Consider the following 13,810-nt stretch of genomic DNA (forward strand, 5'->3'; position numbering starts at 1 on the left):
ATCGTGACGGCCGCTGCGGTCGCGGTCCGGCCGTCCGATCGAACTGTCTGCCGCGGACGTGGAAGGCCTCGTGGTGGACGGCGTGGAAATTCACGTGGAAATGCGAGCACAGATGCAAGGAGACCTGCAGCCGGCTTCCGGGATGGCGCTGCGGCTGCTCGGCCCCCTGGCCGTCCACCGCAACGGCCTGCCCCAGGTGCTGCCGCCCTCGCGCAAGGTCCGGGCGCTGCTCGCCTACCTGGCCCTGGCCCGGCACCCGACGACGCGCAGCCACCTGTGCGAACTGCTGTGGGACCTGCCCACCGACCCGCGGGGCGAACTGCGGTGGTGCCTCAGCAAGCTGCGGAGCGTGCTCGACGAGCCGGGACGGCCCCGCGTCATCGCCAGCGGCGACTGCGTGGCGCTCGACCTGGCCGGTTGCAGCGTCGACGCACGCGAGATGCTCGAGGTGCTGCAGCAAGGCATCGCCGCGCTGCCCGCGGACCGGCTGGAGGCGCTGGCCGCGCGCTTCGGCACCAGCGACTTCCTGGACGGCCTGGACCTGCCCCGCAGCCCGGCGTTTTCCGGCTGGCTGGTGGCGGAGCGCCGGCACTTTCGCGCTGCGCACGCGGCAGTGCTCGAACACTGGGTCCAGGCCTTGCCGCCCGACAGCGGCCAGGCGCTGGCTGCACTGGAGCGCTGGCTCGCGATCGCGCCCTTCGACCGGCAGGCGCACGTGCGTCTGCTGCAGGCGCTGGCGTCGCAAGGGCGCCTGCGCGAAGGTGAAGAGCACCTGGCCGCGACCGCGCGGCAATACGAGGCCGAGGGGCAAGACTGGGCGCCCATCGGCCATGCCTGGCGGGCCGCCAAGTCAGGCCATGCCGGCGGAGTGCCCGTCGCGGCGACCGTTGTCGCGGAGACGGCGGCACCGGCACCGGCAGCGCTGCCGCCAGCGCCGGCGCCGACCCGCCGCGCCTCGCTGGCCGTCATGCCGTTCACCGACCGCACACCCGGCGTGGCGCTGCGCGGCGGCCTGGGCGATGGCATGGCGCACGACATCATCACCCGGCTGTCCAAGCTGCGCAGCATGTTCGTGATCGCCGAAGGCACGATGTTCGCGCTGGCCGAGCGGCGGGTCGACTCGGAGGATGCCGGCCGCCGCCTCGACGTGGACTACGTCGCCAGCGGGTCCCTGCGGCGCGGGCCGGACGCGCGGCTGCACGTGGCGGTGCAGCTGGTGGGGACGCGCAGCGCGCAGGTGGCCTGGGCCGAGGAATTTTCCGGGCGGCTGGACGACACCTTCACGGTGCTCGACGAGATCGGCAACCGCATCGTCACCTCCATCGCCAACGAGATCGAGGTGGCCGAGCGCAACCGCGCGATCCTGAAGAACCCCGATTCGCTCGATGCGTGGGAGGCCCACCACCGCGGCCTCTGGCACATGTTCCGCTTCAACCGCGAGGACAACGAGCAGGCGCGCCATTTCTTCCAGGCGGCCGTCCGCCTCGACCCCACCTTCGCGCGCCCGCGGGCGGGGCTGTCGTTCACCCACTTCCAGGATGCCTTCCTGGGCTGGCGCGAGCGCGCCGACGCGATCGAGCAGGCCTATGGCGCGGCCGCCGACGGCGTGATGGCCGACGAGCGCGATCCCGCCTCCCACTGGGCGCTGGGCCGGGCGATGTGGCTGAAGGACGGACACCAGGAAGCCCTGCGCGAGCTGCAGACCGCCATCGACCTGAGCCCCAACTTCGCCCTGGGCCACTACACGCTGGGCTTCGTGCATGCGCAATCGGGAGATCCTCAGGCGGCCATCGTGGAATGCGACCACGCGCGCGCGCTGAGCCCGCTGGACCCCTTGCTGTTCGGCATGCTGGCCTCGCGCGCCCTGGCGCTGATCCGCCTGGGCCGCTACGAGGAGGCCGCCGACTGGGGCGTGCGGTCCGCCGCGCGGCCGAATGCGCACGTCCACATCCAGGCGATCGCGATGGTCTGCCTGGCATTGGCTGGGCGGATGCGGGAAGCCGGGGAGTTCGCGGCCGCGATCCGGCGGGCGCAGGCGGGCTACGGCGTCGACAACCTGCTGCGAGCCTTCAAGCTGGGTGCTGAGGCGGAAGCGCTGGTCCGCACGGCGGCGAGGAGGGTCGATGCCTGAGGGTCAGTGCGGCTCCAGCTCCACGGCCGGCACGGAGAGTTCGCGGCCCACCATCGCACGGGCATAGAAGTAGTTGTTGCGGGCGCGGTCGCTCAGTGCGTCCAGGTCCACGTGTCCGTCGCCGTCGCAGGGAAACGCATAGCCGCGGCCGCTCTGGAACAGGGACCGGAAGCACAGCTGGAACGTGGCGGTCGTGGACGGGGTCATCGGCGTCTCCACGCAGTGAGGACCATCCCTCAACGGTCCAGACGCTGCGGCCGAGGACAGCGCATGCGAACGCTGCGTGAAGAGTGTGGGGGAAGGGTTTCAGTTCTTTCATGCAAGTGCGCTGCGGATGAGCACCCGCGCGCCTCCTTCCCCCTAAGATGAAGCGGTCTTCCGCACGCCTGCGCCCCCGTGAACCCATCCGCCACCCTCCTGCTCAACCGCGTGCTTGCGCGCGGCAAGTTCCGGCAGGTCCAGGTGCTGCTGAAGCTGGCGGAGTGCGGCAGCCTGCAAGGCACTGCCGAAGCGGTCGGCATCACGCCTGCGTCGGTGACGCAGGCCATCGCCGAACTCGAGGACCTCGTGCAGACGAAGCTGTTCCAGCAACGAACTTCCGGGGTCCTTCCGACCCCGGCCTGCACCGCCCTGCTGCCGCATGCGCGCCAGGTGATGTGGGGCCTGACGGAAGCTGCCGATGACCTGGTCGCCCACGACCGGCGCGGCCGGACCCTGGTGCGCGTGCTGGCCTCCGGGGCGGACGCCAACGGGCTCGTGGAGCAGGTGCTGCCCGCCTTCGCGGAACGGTATCCGCAGGTGCAGGTCCAGCTGGGCGAGGCCGAGGAAGACGATCCGCTGGACGCCATCGCGCGCGGCGAAGTCGATCTGGTGGCCTGCCGCCGCCCTCTGGTGGTGCCCGCGGGATGGGGCTTCCGCGAACTGCAGCCGGACCGGTTCGTCGTCGTGTGCGCGGCGGACCATCCGCTGGCCAATGGCAAGCGGGCGCGCTGGTCCGAGCTGTCGCGGCAGGTCTGGCTGCTGCCTCCGGCCGGTTCACCCGCGCGGGACCACTTCGACGCCTTGACGGCACGCACGCGCAGCGAACCGCTCTGCTACGGCGTCATCACCCATGTGCCCGCCATGAGCTGGTGGCTGCTGCATGCGCACGACCTGCTCGCCTTCGTTCCCTACAGCCTCGTCCGCGAGCTGCTGGAGCAAGGGGAGCTGGTGGAAGTGCCGACCACCGAGGACGCCCAGTTGGAACCGCTCGGACTCCTGCAGCCGCACAGCGGAGGCGAGGCCGCCCTTCGCCTGTCGGGCTTCCTGGCGCAGCACTTCGCGGCGGTGCCGGATGCGGGGGACGACTCGGGCGACCTGCGGTGGACGCTGCACCCGGACGCTAGCCCTCCCGCGCACCATCAGCGCCACTGAGGGCGCATCAGGCTTCCTGCGCGTGGTGCGCGTCGATCACGGCCTTCGCGTCGTCGATCGCGGCCAGTTCCAGCTTCTTGCTGCCCCATCGTGGCTTGCCGACATAGTTCGTCACGGACGAGACGCGCTTGAGGACCTTGCCTTCCCGCCGTATCGTGTAGTTGCCCTGCCGGTCCGACTCGACCTCGTACGTCGGGCCCGCCCCGTCATTCGCCGCATACATGATCTTCATAGAAAGGCAATTTTCGCGTCAATGCGGACGGCGGCCCGGGATGATGCGCACTGTTACGCCTGGACATCCGCTGTCGCCGGCGCCACCACCTCGCAGAAGCTGCGCTCCTCACGAAGGATGAAGCCACCGCGCTGCGCGAACGCGAAGTTTTCACGTCCTTCGGGATCGTCGCGCAGCCGCGCGCGATAGGCCTCGTAGGCGGCGAGGCTCTCGAAGCCGACCAGCCCCCAGGCGATGTCGTTGGTGCCCTCGTGCGGCAGGAAGTAGCCGAGCAGGTCCCCGCCGCAGCGCGGGATGATGCGCATCCAGCGGGCCGCATAGGCGCGGAAGGCCTCCTGCTGCGCGGGATCGATCTGGTAACGGATGAAGCAGGTGATGCGCATGGCGCCTCCGGTTTGAACATGCCGGCATGCTGCGGCCAGGGATCCCGCAAACGTTTCGCTGGGGAACGAAGCATCGTCCGCCGCGGCTCGTGCACACTGCCGCCATGAACACGAACCAGCTGGCGCGCATCGGGGGCCTCGTGGGCGAACCCGCGCGCGCCGGCATGCTGCTCGCGCTGATGGACGGGCGCGCGCTCACGGCGACCGAACTGGCGACGGTCGCGCGCATCGCGTCCGCCACGGCCAGCCGGCACCTCGCACTGCTGGTGGAGGCCGGCCTGCTGCGGGTGCGGCAGCAAGGCCGGCACCGCTACCACCAGCTCGCGTCCGCCGAGGTGGCGCGGATGCTCGAGGGGATCCTGCAGCTGGCGGTGGCGCAGCCCCGCGCGCCGCTGCCCCTGACAGGACCGCGCGATGCGTCGCTGCGCTTTGCGCGCACCTGCTACGACCACCTCGCGGGACGCCTCGCGGTCGCACTCGCCGACCGGCTGGTCGAACTGGGCGCCGTGCGGATCGAGGGCGAAACGGCCGTGGTGACCGAGCGCGCTGGCGAGGCGCTGCAAGGCCTGGGCTTGCAGGCGGCCCTGCAGCCGCACGGCGAGCGGCCGCCCTGCCGGCCCTGCCTGGATTGGGGCGAGCGACGCGTCCACCTGGCCGGCAGGCTGGGCACCTTGCTCTGCGCGCATTGCATGGAGCGCGGCTGGCTGCTGCGCAGGCCCGGGACCCGAAGCCTCGAGCTCATGCCCGCGGGGGCGGTCGCATTCCGCCAGTGGCTCGGTGCCGAGCGCTGGCAGCTGCTGACGCGTGACGACGAGAGGCGCGGGGCACCAGCTGCTCCTGCGCCCGACCGCGTTTCCCGCTGAGCGAGCGGCCGCAGCCACCGTCGCCTTCGCTGGCTGGCCGAAAGAGGGACTGCCACGCGCGCCCTCCCCGCGCCATACTGGCGGACATGAAGCTGATCGCGCTGCCCTCGGGTGAACGCGTCGCCGCCCTGGGCCAGGGGACCTGGCACGTGGGGGACCACCCCGAGCGACGCAAGGAAGAGATCGCCACGATCCGCCGCGGCATCGACCTCGGCCTCACGCTGGTCGACACCGCGGAGATGTACGGGGACGGCAGGTCCGAAGACCTGGTCGGCGAGGCGATCGCGGGCCGGCGCGACGAGGTGTTCCTGGTGAGCAAGGTGTATCCGCACCACGCGTCGCGCGCGGCCATGCGCGGCGCCTGCGAGGCCAGCCTGCGGCGACTGCGCGTGGACACGCTCGACCTGTACCTGCTGCACTGGGCCGGCACGGTGCCACTGGCGGAAACGGTGGAAGCCTTCGAGGCCTTGCGAGCCGCGGGCAAGATCCAGCACTGGGGCGTGAGCAACCTGGACTTCGACCTCACGCGCAAGCTGTGGCGCACCCCCGGCGGCACCGCGATGCAGGTGAACCAGCTGCTGTACCACCCTGGCGAACGCGGCATCGAATGGGACCTGCTGCCCTGGCTGCGCGAGCACGCCATTCCGGTGATGGCGTACTCGCCCTTCGACCAGGGCCTGCTGCTGCGCAAACGAGCGCTCGTGGACTTCGCCAAGACGCACGGCATGACCCCCGCGCAGGCGGCTCTGGGCTGGCTGCTGGCGCAGGACGGCGTGATCGCGATCCCGAAGACGGTCCATCGTGAACGGCTGGAGGAGAACGCCGGCGCCCTGGCGCATCCGCTGTCGCGCGAGCAGCTCGACGAGCTCGACCGCCTGTTTGCCCCGCCGCAGGGGCCCGTGCCGCTGGCAATGCTGTGACCCACGCGCCTTACCACAAGCGCGTGGGCCGATTGCGCACAGAAGCCGTGGAGAAGGCTGTGGACAAAGCCGTCGCGTTCGCTGCGTCCTGAGCGCGGGCGCGGCCTGCAAGCCGGTGATGCTTTCGCAGGCAGCGCCGGGCGGCGCGAAAAATAAAGTGACGCAGCGCGAGAAATCGGCATGGAGAGCCGGGGCGTGCAGCTGGACAGCGCGTCGCCGGGTTCCTTCGGACGGTTGGCTGCGCAACGAGGCGGAGCCGGTCGGTCCCCTATCACCCCCGACCGACCCCTGACCACGACCCGAGCGTGAGGGCTTGAATCATGGCTGGTGACAGGATAACGGAACCGTCAACTCAACCGCGGAAGTAACCCCGCTCACGGAAGAGATGGGCGCGCAAGCCGCCGGACCGCTGCCTCGCAAGGCTGCATCGGAGACAGCGTCAGCGCGCCGGCCTCGCGTCGGCCATGCATTCCTGTTCGGCCTGCCCCAGCATGGCGTAGAGCCGCCCCGCCCTCGCATTGGGCAGGTCGCACTCCGTGGTCCCGTCGGTCTGCCCCTGGTCCGCGAGTTCGCTGCAGGCGGCCGCCCAGCGCACGTCATGGAACAGGCCTGCGGCCTCCATGCACTCCTGCACCGCCTGCGACGGCGCCGGCTCGCGGCCCATCGTCTTCACGCCGTCGGGGAAGACGAGCACGCCGACGCCCAGCACCGCCAGCACAGCCATGCCCATCGCCCATGGCGGGCGAGCGGCAGCGGACCGGACTGCCGCGAGCACGGGACTCGGCAAGGTGGCCGGCATGGCTTCATCCTAGGCGCTTTGCCGTTCCGCCGCCGGCCAAAGATCTCCTGGCCGCAGGGGTTTCGCCCCACGCCACGCGGCCTTGCCTACTGGAGCGCGCTGGATCCGGCCAGGCTTTCGGAATGCCGCGCGTCGGGCCGGTCGCGCGTCGCGCGCAGCGCGAGGGCATGCGACGACAGCGCCATTTCGACGTCCGCACAGAACCACTCGCCAGACCGCCGCAGCCCGGCGCGCACGAAGGAAGGCGGGTGCGGGCAGGCGATGCCGATCTCGTTGAGGCGCGCCGCGATGTGGCGCAGGACCTGGATCCAGTGGGCGTACTCGGCGAGCCAGCCGCGCTGGTCCTCGGGGATCGCCCAGCGCTTGTCCCGGTCCTGCGTGACCTTCAGGGCCAGCCACTTGCCCTCGGCAGCGAACAGCGGATCGCCCCGACCGAACACGCGGACGACCCACGTGTCGATCGCACCGAAGTCCTCCGGACAGGCGAAGCGCAGCACCTTGCTGTCGTAGACGGGACCGATTCCCACCGTGTTGGTGGCCAGCAGGCGCATCACCGCTTCGGGGTTGCCGTCACAGGCGGCTTGCGTGTTGCCGGCCGTATCTCGCAGGGTGAGCGGTGGCAGTGCGGACGCCGCGTTGCCCGCCAGCCTGACGCGCGGCCAACCCGGCAGCGCGCCCCAGCGCGCGACGTCCTGCGCATCCTGCGCCGACACGCCGCTGCCCTGGTCGCTCGCACGCAAGGCGGTCTCGAGCTTCAGGATGTCCGGGAAGCCTTCCGCGTGCAAGTCGTTGCCCCAGGCGAAACTGCGGTACAGCGCCGGCATGTCGTGCGTCGCGATGAAGTCATCGAGTTTCTTGCACAGGACAGGTGCGAGGCCGCGGGCTTGGAAAGGCATGCAGGGTTCTCCGGACAGGCAGGGCTCTGCAGAAAAGGCGGACCGACTCGTTCGGCACCCGAGCGTGTCGGGTTCGCCAGACCGATGGAATCTTCTCTGAAGGAACACCGCAAGTGTGGTCTTGCGCGAGCTGCAGCAACATCCCCCGTTTGGACAGGGACGGCTGCAGAACGCCTCCAGCGATGCCAAGCTCAGGCATGGGAACCGCGCCGCGCCTCGCGATGCAGGCTCTCTTGTTCCAAGCTGACGACCTGCGCTTGCGCGCGCCATGCGAACGCGCGAATTTCGATTCCGGTCGTGCCGCTGCCGCACCTTGCACGCGCGTTGCTCCGGGACTATCGTGCATCCGCGATCGCGCGAAGCACGTCGCACCGTGCATTCATCCGCACACCGGCTTGCGTCACGTCAAGGCGCAATGGTGCCTGGCGTCGTTAGAGTGATCCGCGCACGCATGCGCAGCCCGCAGAAAGGGAAACCGACATGGACACGTCCAAGGTGACAAGCTGGTTCGAACAGGCGCAGCCGCTGCTCGTGGCGTTCGGGCTCAAGGCGATCGGCGCGGTGGCGGTCTTCGTCGTCGGCCGCTGGCTCATCCGCATGGCGACCCGCATGATCGGCGCGGCGATGGCCCGCCAGCGGGTCGATGCGACGGTGCAGCGGTACCTGGGCAACTTCCTGACGGCGGCCCTCAACATCGTCCTGGTCGTGGCCATCCTCGGCTACTTCGGTGTCGAGACCACGTCCTTCGCCGCGCTGGTCGCGGGCGTCGGCGTGGCCATCGGCGCGGCCTGGAGCGGCCTGCTCGGCAACTTCGCGTCCGGGATCTTCCTGCTGGTGCTGCGGCCCTACCAGGTCGGCGACTACGTGATGATCGGCGGCACCGAGGGTGTGGTGCTGGAACTGGGCATGTTCGGCACGACGATCAACACGCCCGACAACGTGAAGACCGTCATCGGCAACAGCAAGGTGATCGGCAACGACATCCGCAACTACGCGGCCAATCCCTACCGGCGGGTGGATCTGGCCGCGCAGCTCGCCGGCGGCGCCGACGTCCACAAGGCGATGCTGCTGCTGAAGGCCGCGGTATCCCGGGTCGCCAACACCAGCACGGCGCCCGCCCCGGTCGTCGAAATCCTGGAATTCAACGAGTTCGGGCCCAAGCTCGCGGTGCGCCCCTCCTGCCACAACGACCACTACTGGCAGGTCTACTTCGACACCAACATGGCCATCGCCGACACGCTGGGCGCCGCCGGCTTCCCCGTGGCCACGCGGCCGGTGCGCATCTATCCGATGGAGAGCATGGCCGCGATGGCAGCGGCCCATCCCGCAACGGCCGGCGCGGTGCCTGCGGTCGATCCCATCAAGGTCGCGAAGCCCCTGGGCTGAAGCTGCCGGCAGCACTTCGCGGCCTGCGCCTTCAGGAAACGACAGTGGACTGGAGATCGCAAATCAGGTCAGCCCGCTGGGTGCGCTGGTTGCTCGTCATCGCCGCGGTGCTGGCGACGTATGCCGCCCTCGGCTTCTGGGGCGTGCCCTTCCTGGTCGAGCGCCAGCTTCCCCGCTGGACCGCCGCGGAACTGGGGCGCCAGGCTTCGGTCAACAACGTCCGTTTCAACCCGTTCACGCTCAGGTTCGAGGCCGGCTCCTTGAGGTTGGCCGAAGCCTCGGGCGAGCCCCTGTTCTCCGCGGGCCAGCTCGCGGTGCAACTGAAATGGCGGTCGATCGTGCGCAGGGCCTGGAGCTTCGCCGAAGTTCGCCTCGCCGATCCGCAGGCCTTCCTCACCTTCGCCGCGGACGGGCGCTTCAATGTCGCCGAACTGCTGGAGACGGTGACCCGCCGATGGCCGCCGGACCCGGACGACCACAGCGGGCCGCCGCGCCTCAGCATCGACCGGATGGCCGTGGAGCGGGGCAAGGTCGAGTTCCAGGACCGGCGCGTCGGCTACGGCAACGTGCTCACGCCGATCGACTTCACGCTGGCGAACTTCAGCACCCTGCCCGGCGAGGCCGATTCGCACAGTTTCATCGCCATGTCGCCGCGCGGCGGCGTCGTGCGCTGGAAGGGAACGGCAACGCTGAACCCGATGCGCGGCAGCGGCGAGCTGACCCTGGAGAACGTTCCGTTGCCCGAACCCGCCGTGTACCTGAAGGCGTACACGCACGCCAGGCTGACGGCCGGGCAGGTGTCGATGACCTTGCCGTACCGCTTCTCGTACGAAGGGGGCCGGTGGGATGCCCGGCTTGCGAACGGCCAGATGGCACTGCGCAACGTGGCCCTGGCACGCGCGGGCGCAAGCGACGCGTTCGCCTCGCTCGCGCAACTGGACGTGAAGGACATCAACGCCGGGTGGCCCGCGCGCGAGGTGCAGGTGGGCGAGCTGCGCGCCACCGCAGGCAAGCTCGCCGTCCTGCGCGATGCCAAGGGCCAGCTGGACCTGGGCAGCCTGCTCATCGCCGCGGCGGCACCCAAGGAGCCCCCGCCGGCGGTTGTCGAACTCGCGGAAGCATGGACTTTCGCGCTGCAGCGAATCGCGCTCGACCAGGTCGTCCTCAGTGCGGTGGACGAAACCGTGCAGCCGCCGCTGCGCGTGGCCGCCGGCAACCTGCGGGTGCAGGCGAAGCTGGTCGGCCGGCTGGCCGGACCCAACCCCGATATCCGGATCGAGCAGGCCAGCGGCGCCGCGCAGGACATCTCGCTGTCGCGGGGCGACGCCACGCCCTTGCGGCTCGCCGAGCTGGGATTCGACGACGCCGCCATCGACCTCGGCGCCCACGTCATCGACGTCGCGCGCGTCCATGCACGCGGGGGCACGCTGCAGGTGACGCGCGACCGCGCGGGCCGCATCAACGTGGTCGACATGCTGCCCGGCGCCGGCGCACCCGTGGTGGCGTCGGTGGAGCCGGGCGCGCCCTGGACGGCCACTGTCCGGCGCGTGGAGCTGGGCGGATTCCATGCCGACGTGCACGACGAGGCCAGCGGCGTGAAGCTGCGCGTGGCCGATGCCACAGCCATGCTGGAGGGCGCCGGCACCGACCTGACGCGTGCCCTCGCGTTCCAGGCCGGCCTGCAGATGGGCGACGGCGGGCGGCTCGCTGCGCAGGGACAGGTGGTGCCGGGCACCGGCGTGCTGCAGGCCGATCTGCGCGTCGCGCAATTCAGCCTGGTGCCGTTCGAGCCGCTGCTGCGCCAGGCGCTGAAGCTGAAGATCGCGCAAGGCAGCGTCTCGGCCCAGGGACGCCTCGCGACGGTCCAGGGGAAATCAGCCGACGCGGGGTTGCGTTACCTCGGCTCGCTGAACGTCGCGGGCCTGACCCTGAAGGAGGACGACGGCGACGTGTTCGTCGCCTGGAAGAACGTGGCGGCTGAACGCCTGACGGCCAGCATGGCTCCCGACCTTCTCGACATCCCCGACCTGCGCGTCGACGGCCTGAATGCCAAGTTGATCATCGAGGACGACCGCAGCCTCAATGCGGCGCGCTTGCTGGTAACACCGGCCGCAGCCGGTGCCAAGCCGGCGACCGCGGCCGGTTCGGCCGGTGCCAAACCGACGGTCGCAGCCGTCGCGGTGCCGGCAGTGGCTGCTGCTTCGGCCGCCGCGCCCGTTGCCAGTGCGAGCTTTCCGGTTCGCGTGCGGCGGGTGCGCCTGCACGACGCAAAGCTGGAGTTCGCCGACCTGAGCCTGCGTCCGCAGTTCGCGGCCAGGATCCATGAACTGCAGGGCGTCGTCACGGGCCTGTCGACCGATCCGGCATCGCGCACCCAGATCGAACTGGATGGCCGCGTCGACGAGTTCGGCACCGTGCGCGCGCGAGGCGACCTGAACGTGTTCGCGCCGACGGCCAACACGGACGTCAACGTCGTGTTCAAGAACATCGACATGGTCCCGGCCTCGCCTTACTCGACCAAGTTCGCCGGCTACAAGGTGGCCGAAGGCAGGATCTCGCTGGACCTGCAGTACAAGCTGCGCAACCGGCAGCTGCAGGGCGAGAACCAGATCGTGATCGACCGCCTCACGCTGGGCGAACGGGTGGACAGCCCCGACGCGCTCAAGCTTCCGCTGCAGCTGGCCATTGCGATTCTCAAGGACAAGGATGGCCGCATCGAGCTGGGGCTCCCGGTGACGGGCGACCTGAGCGACCCGCAGTTCAGCTACGGCGCGATCATCTGGAAGGCGATCGGTGCGCTGATCACCAAGATCGTCACCGCGCCGTTCCGGACGCTGGGCGCGATGCTCGGCGTCGGTGGCGAGAAGCTGGAGGCCATCCACTTCGATCCCGGCAGCGCGCGCCTGCTGCCGCCGGAACGCGAGAAGCTCCAGCAGGTGGCGCAGTTGCTCGCCAAACGCCCGCAGCTAAGCCTGTCGGTGCCGCCGCAGGTTGCGGAGCCGGCCGACCCCGCCGCGCTCAAGGCGCGCGCCGTGCGGCTGGAAGTGGCACGCCGGGCCGGCATCCCGCTGGCGCCCGACGACGCGCCACCGCCGGTGGACTTCGGGGACGGCGACGTCCGCAAGGCCGTGCGCGAGCTGTACGTCGCCCGCTTCGGTGACGCCGAACTGGACCGGCAAAAGCGCGCCGCCGAAAGCGCGCCTCCGCCAACGGCGGCAGCGAGCACAGCGGGCAGTTCGTCCTCGAAACAGCTGGTGCCCCTGTGGAAGCGGCTCGGGCAGGTGATGCAGGGTGAGCCCCAGGTGCCCGACGCCGCCGCTTTCTACGACGCGCTGCTGCTGCGCCTGAACGAAACGCAGGCCTTGCCGGCCGATGCGATGACGGTGCTGGGCTCGCGGCGCGCCGATGCCGTGCTGGCTGCGCTGAAGGACGCGGGGGTCGAGCCTGCACGCCTTTCCACCGGCGCAGCCGAAAAGCTCGAGGTGGACGCCAAGGGGCCCGTTCCGTTGAAGCTCGCGCTCGGTGCCAAGTGAACGCGCGACGGGCGCGTCTTGCGGCGACAGCGCCCTGCATGCCCTCAGGTGGGGCAACCGCCAGGGGAATCGAAGGGCCTGCGCAACATGGCCTGGGCGCTGCGGGTGATCGCGTCGAAGGCGTCGACCAGCGCCGCCCGCACGTCCTCGTCGTGCTGCCGCAGCACGGCGAGGTCCCGGTTCTGGAAAGCCGCATCGACGCGCACCGCGACCGTGCGCTCACTGGCCGGCTGGCGCGACTGGTGCAAGGTCACGCGCAAGCCGGTCATGCTGGGACAGGTCTTCTGGAGGTCGGCGACCTGCTGCTGGACGTCGGACTCGAGCTCGTTCGAGCGGGCCATGCCGACGAAGTCCACGGTGTGGGGCAATGCCATGGTGATCCCCTCTCCTTGAAGTGATTCCACGACGCCCCGCGCAACTCTTTTTCTTACTGTCCGCGCAGTATGGTGGTGTTGGCGGACGATGGCACTAAGTTTTCGCCCTAATTCCTTGGTTCCGGTCAGGGATTGCCCTCGTGCTGATGGCGATCGTGGCCTGCTGGCCGGGTGAACGCCACTGGCCCGCGCGCTGCGGGGCCGTTCACTTCGCGGCTGGCTGCGACGACGACCGCTGCGCCCCGAAACGTTCGATGCCCTGCCGGCGGCGCTTCAGCTCGGCGCCCTGCTCGGCCACTCGCTGGGAGACCTTGTCGAGGACCTTGGGTTCTCCCGCCCGGCCTTCCGCCGGCTTGGTGACCACATCGATCGGCTTGATCTGCAGCCGCTCCGTCGGTTCGGTCACCAGCACCTTGCCGTTCCACGAGGCCGGGGGTGGCAGGCGGGGGCAGGCCTGGGAATCGGGCAGGCTGAATTGCCAGGAAAAGCCATGCAGCCAGTCCTGGGCCCGCGGATCCAGCATCAGGAGGCGGAAGGTGAACTCCTCCTGGAAGGCGGGCCCGTGCTCCAGCAGCCGCGGCGACCAGTGCCGCACCAGGAAGCGGACATGGATGCCGTCGCCACGCCGGGGGCTCGCGCTGCTCACCATTTCGGCGGTCAGCCATTCGGACGGGATGCCGGTGCGTGCCAGCACGTCGCGCAGCACCAGGCGCAACAGGTCCTTGCGGATGCGGCTCTGCGACTGCGGCGCCTGGTCCGACGGCTCGAAGGACGTGCTGCCCTGCGAGGTCAGGAACAGGCGGGACTTCTTCGCGGGCGCCGGCTTGCGCCCGAACAACAGGTCAAGCAGGCCCATGCATCGGCCTCCTCGTCGTCATGT

The 13,810-nt window shown here is 70.2% G+C and carries 13 protein-coding genes; 6 read left to right on the plus strand and 7 right to left on the minus strand.

Features of this window, described 5'->3' with window-relative positions; all coding sequences use genetic code 11:
- Window positions 1-112: 112 nt before the first annotated feature.
- A complete protein-coding gene (locus AC1DSA_RS20710) occupies window positions 113-2,131 on the plus strand; it encodes a transcriptional regulator (RefSeq protein ID WP_477892697.1) in 2,019 nt (672 codons plus the stop codon).
- Between the two features lie 3 nt (window positions 2,132-2,134).
- On the opposite strand, the gene AC1DSA_RS20715 is transcribed toward AC1DSA_RS20710, so the two are convergent.
- Window positions 2,135-2,338: a hypothetical protein gene (locus tag AC1DSA_RS20715; protein ID WP_477892699.1), complete on the minus strand. Its 204-nt coding sequence runs from the start codon at window positions 2,336-2,338 to the stop codon at window positions 2,135-2,137.
- 189 nt (window positions 2,339-2,527) lie between these two features.
- On the opposite strand from AC1DSA_RS20715, the gene AC1DSA_RS20720 reads away from it, so the two are divergent.
- Window positions 2,528-3,544, plus strand: coding sequence for a LysR family transcriptional regulator (locus AC1DSA_RS20720; protein ID WP_477892701.1), 1,017 nt, complete (start codon window positions 2,528-2,530; stop codon window positions 3,542-3,544).
- Between the two features lie 7 nt (window positions 3,545-3,551).
- On the opposite strand, the gene AC1DSA_RS20725 is transcribed toward AC1DSA_RS20720, so the two are convergent.
- Window positions 3,552-3,776: a hypothetical protein gene (locus AC1DSA_RS20725; protein WP_477892703.1), complete on the minus strand. Its 225-nt coding sequence runs from the start codon at window positions 3,774-3,776 to the stop codon at window positions 3,552-3,554.
- 53 nt (window positions 3,777-3,829) lie between these two features.
- Window positions 3,830-4,159, minus strand: a complete 330-nt coding sequence (locus tag AC1DSA_RS20730; RefSeq protein ID WP_477892704.1) for an NIPSNAP family protein — start codon at window positions 4,157-4,159, stop codon at window positions 3,830-3,832.
- A 104-nt stretch (window positions 4,160-4,263) separates the two neighbouring features.
- On the opposite strand from AC1DSA_RS20730, the gene AC1DSA_RS20735 reads away from it, so the two are divergent.
- Both AC1DSA_RS20735 and AC1DSA_RS20740 read left to right on the plus strand, forming a co-directional pair.
- Window positions 4,264-5,022, plus strand: a complete 759-nt coding sequence (locus AC1DSA_RS20735; RefSeq protein WP_477892706.1) for an ArsR/SmtB family transcription factor — start codon at window positions 4,264-4,266, stop codon at window positions 5,020-5,022.
- 86 nt (window positions 5,023-5,108) lie between these two features.
- Window positions 5,109-5,942 (plus strand): aldo/keto reductase, encoded by an 834-nt coding sequence (locus tag AC1DSA_RS20740; RefSeq protein ID WP_477892708.1) that lies wholly within the window; start codon window positions 5,109-5,111, stop codon window positions 5,940-5,942.
- 439 nt (window positions 5,943-6,381) lie between these two features.
- On the opposite strand, the gene AC1DSA_RS20745 is transcribed toward AC1DSA_RS20740, so the two are convergent.
- Both AC1DSA_RS20745 and AC1DSA_RS20750 read right to left on the minus strand, forming a co-directional pair.
- Complete coding sequence (locus tag AC1DSA_RS20745; RefSeq protein ID WP_477892710.1) at window positions 6,382-6,741, minus strand: hypothetical protein; 360 nt, start codon at window positions 6,739-6,741, stop codon at window positions 6,382-6,384.
- An 86-nt stretch (window positions 6,742-6,827) separates the two neighbouring features.
- Entirely contained in the window at window positions 6,828-7,637 is an 810-nt protein-coding gene (locus tag AC1DSA_RS20750; protein ID WP_477892712.1) for a hypothetical protein, read from the minus strand.
- A 480-nt stretch (window positions 7,638-8,117) separates the two neighbouring features.
- On the opposite strand from AC1DSA_RS20750, the gene AC1DSA_RS20755 reads away from it, so the two are divergent.
- Both AC1DSA_RS20755 and AC1DSA_RS20760 read left to right on the plus strand, forming a co-directional pair.
- Window positions 8,118-9,023 (plus strand): mechanosensitive ion channel family protein, encoded by a 906-nt coding sequence (locus AC1DSA_RS20755; RefSeq protein ID WP_477892714.1) that lies wholly within the window; start codon window positions 8,118-8,120, stop codon window positions 9,021-9,023.
- 44 nt (window positions 9,024-9,067) lie between these two features.
- Entirely contained in the window at window positions 9,068-12,556 is a 3,489-nt protein-coding gene (locus tag AC1DSA_RS20760; RefSeq protein ID WP_477892716.1) for a DUF748 domain-containing protein, read from the plus strand.
- Window positions 12,557-12,600: 44 nt separating this feature from the next.
- On the opposite strand, the gene AC1DSA_RS20765 is transcribed toward AC1DSA_RS20760, so the two are convergent.
- Both AC1DSA_RS20765 and AC1DSA_RS20770 read right to left on the minus strand, forming a co-directional pair.
- Window positions 12,601-12,930 (minus strand): HPF/RaiA family ribosome-associated protein, encoded by a 330-nt coding sequence (locus AC1DSA_RS20765; protein ID WP_477892718.1) that lies wholly within the window; start codon window positions 12,928-12,930, stop codon window positions 12,601-12,603.
- Between the two features lie 205 nt (window positions 12,931-13,135).
- Window positions 13,136-13,786, minus strand: a complete 651-nt coding sequence (locus AC1DSA_RS20770) for a hypothetical protein (RefSeq protein ID WP_477892720.1) — start codon at window positions 13,784-13,786, stop codon at window positions 13,136-13,138.
- Between the last annotated feature and the right edge of the window lie 24 nt (window positions 13,787-13,810).

It is taken from the genome of Ramlibacter sp. P4_H7, from assembly GCF_056400765.1.

What these genes read in the sequence shown, in the direction of transcription:
- AC1DSA_RS20730 (WP_477892704.1), bottom strand. Translation starts at nt 4,159, where the DNA reads ATGCGCATCACCTGCTTCATCCGTTACCAGATCGATCCCGCGCAGCAG.
- AC1DSA_RS20710 (WP_477892697.1), top strand. Translation starts at nt 113, where the DNA reads ATGCAAGGAGACCTGCAGCCGGCTTCCGGGATGGCGCTGCGGCTGCTC.
- AC1DSA_RS20750 (WP_477892712.1), bottom strand. Translation starts at nt 7,637, where the DNA reads ATGCCTTTCCAAGCCCGCGGCCTCGCACCTGTCCTGTGCAAGAAACTC.
- AC1DSA_RS20755 (WP_477892714.1), top strand. Translation starts at nt 8,118, where the DNA reads ATGGACACGTCCAAGGTGACAAGCTGGTTCGAACAGGCGCAGCCGCTG.
- AC1DSA_RS20740 (WP_477892708.1), top strand. Translation starts at nt 5,109, where the DNA reads ATGAAGCTGATCGCGCTGCCCTCGGGTGAACGCGTCGCCGCCCTGGGC.
- AC1DSA_RS20770 (WP_477892720.1), bottom strand. Translation starts at nt 13,786, where the DNA reads ATGGGCCTGCTTGACCTGTTGTTCGGGCGCAAGCCGGCGCCCGCGAAG.
- AC1DSA_RS20725 (WP_477892703.1), bottom strand. Translation starts at nt 3,776, where the DNA reads ATGAAGATCATGTATGCGGCGAATGACGGGGCGGGCCCGACGTACGAG.
- AC1DSA_RS20735 (WP_477892706.1), top strand. Translation starts at nt 4,264, where the DNA reads ATGAACACGAACCAGCTGGCGCGCATCGGGGGCCTCGTGGGCGAACCC.
- AC1DSA_RS20765 (WP_477892718.1), bottom strand. Translation starts at nt 12,930, where the DNA reads ATGGCATTGCCCCACACCGTGGACTTCGTCGGCATGGCCCGCTCGAAC.
- AC1DSA_RS20745 (WP_477892710.1), bottom strand. Translation starts at nt 6,741, where the DNA reads ATGCCGGCCACCTTGCCGAGTCCCGTGCTCGCGGCAGTCCGGTCCGCT.
- AC1DSA_RS20715 (WP_477892699.1), bottom strand. Translation starts at nt 2,338, where the DNA reads ATGACCCCGTCCACGACCGCCACGTTCCAGCTGTGCTTCCGGTCCCTG.